We start from the raw sequence: 1,564 nt of genomic DNA on the forward strand, positions 1-1,564 counted from the left end.
CTTTATATTTTTGTACAAATACTTTGATTTCACCAAAGTGGTCATTTGTCTTCGGCCCATCATTTTTTTCCGCTTCTGCAGATTCACCGAATGCCACTCTAACTTGAGGAAGAATTTCTTTCCAGTCAAATTTGGCATTCCTTTCCACCGCTAAAAAGTCTGCTACATGATATACACCTTTCACTCCATCAATCATAAGGATCTGTTGAATGATTTTTGGAGCACCTTCTTGCTTTTCCTTTTTATAATTATTGCTTTTCCCCATAGGCAGCTCTTCATCCAAAATAACCTTCATCGTATTTGGACTTGGAGTTGGTTCAATTGACAATATTTTCACGGCAAAATCACCCTTTACACTATAATCAGCATGTTAATTACATTTATTTTAACATAAAGTGGTGAAAAAACAGCATTTACAAGCTTCGACTACCAACTTATCGTGTTCGATATAGACTATTAGTCTACAAGCTCAGAAAGATATGTCCAACGCTCAATCAAATGTTCTAGTTTTTCGTTTAATTCTGCTTCCTCGTCCATAAGTTTTTGCGCTTTTTCAAAATCGCTTCCTGTGTTCGCCATTTCTTCGGCAATTTCTTCTAATCGAGCTTCGACCCCTGCGATTGCATCTTCAATTCCGTCCCATTCTCTTTGCTCATTATAGCTAAGCTTTTTCTTCTTCGGTTTTTCTCTTTCCTTCTGTACTGGAGCTGCCGCTTTTTCCTGGATATTGGATTTCTCAGCTTCCTTTTCTAGATATTCCGTGTAGTTTCCGTAGAAGGAACCAATAAGCCCTTTCCCATTTAAGACGAGAAGCTGATCAGCGACTTTGTCGAGAAAATAGCGATCATGTGATACAGTTATGACTACACCAGGAAAATCTTCGAGATAATCCTCTAAGACCGTTAAAGTTTGTGTATCCAAATTATTCGTTGGTTCATCAAGCAGTAATACATTCGGCTCAGACATTAATATTTTCAATAAATATAACCGGCGTTTCTCTCCTCCAGAGAGTTTTCTAATTGGTGTTCCGTGAGTATAGGATGGGAATAAAAATCTTTCCAGCATTTGCGCCGCGGAAATGGTCTTCCCATCCGATGTTTCAACAACTTCTGCTGTTTCCTTTAAATATTCAATCATTCGCTTATTTTCATCCATGTCTTCGCTTTCCTGTGTATAATAAGCGATTTTGACAGTCTGGCCGATAATAACCTCACCAGAATCTAACGGGATTTTTCCAGCAAGAACATTCATAAGCGTTGATTTTCCAGAGCCATTTTTTCCGATGATGCCAATCCGGTCTCCTGGCTTTACGAGCAGATCAAAATCATTTAAGATGACTTGATCTCCATATTTCTTTGAGGCAGATTTCAGTTCAAAAACCTGCTTTCCGAGCCGGCTGCCGCTTAATGACATGTCGAGCTTTTCGGACGACTTCACAGACGCGAGCTCGTTATCTAAGCTTTCAAATCTCTGTATTCTCGCCTTTTGCTTCGTTGTCCGCGCCTTTGCTCCCCTTCTTATCCATTCTAATTCTCTTCTATATAGATTTTTTTGTTTATCAATT

The 1,564-nt window shown here is 38.9% G+C and carries 2 protein-coding genes; both read right to left on the minus strand.

The window, feature by feature from the left end; all coding sequences use genetic code 11:
• A partial coding sequence (locus V7149_RS26370; protein WP_335348509.1) for a NifU N-terminal domain-containing protein occupies positions 1-337 on the minus strand: 337 nt, incomplete at its 3' end.
• Positions 338-456: 119 nt separating this feature from the next.
• Positions 457-1,564: ABC-F family ATP-binding cassette domain-containing protein (locus V7149_RS26375; protein WP_335348510.1), on the minus strand; the 1,108-nt coding region annotated here is incomplete at its 5' end.

This window comes from Bacillus sp. JJ1503 (genome assembly GCF_036965125.1).
Lineage (GTDB): Bacteria > Bacillota > Bacilli > Bacillales > Cytobacillaceae > Cytobacillus.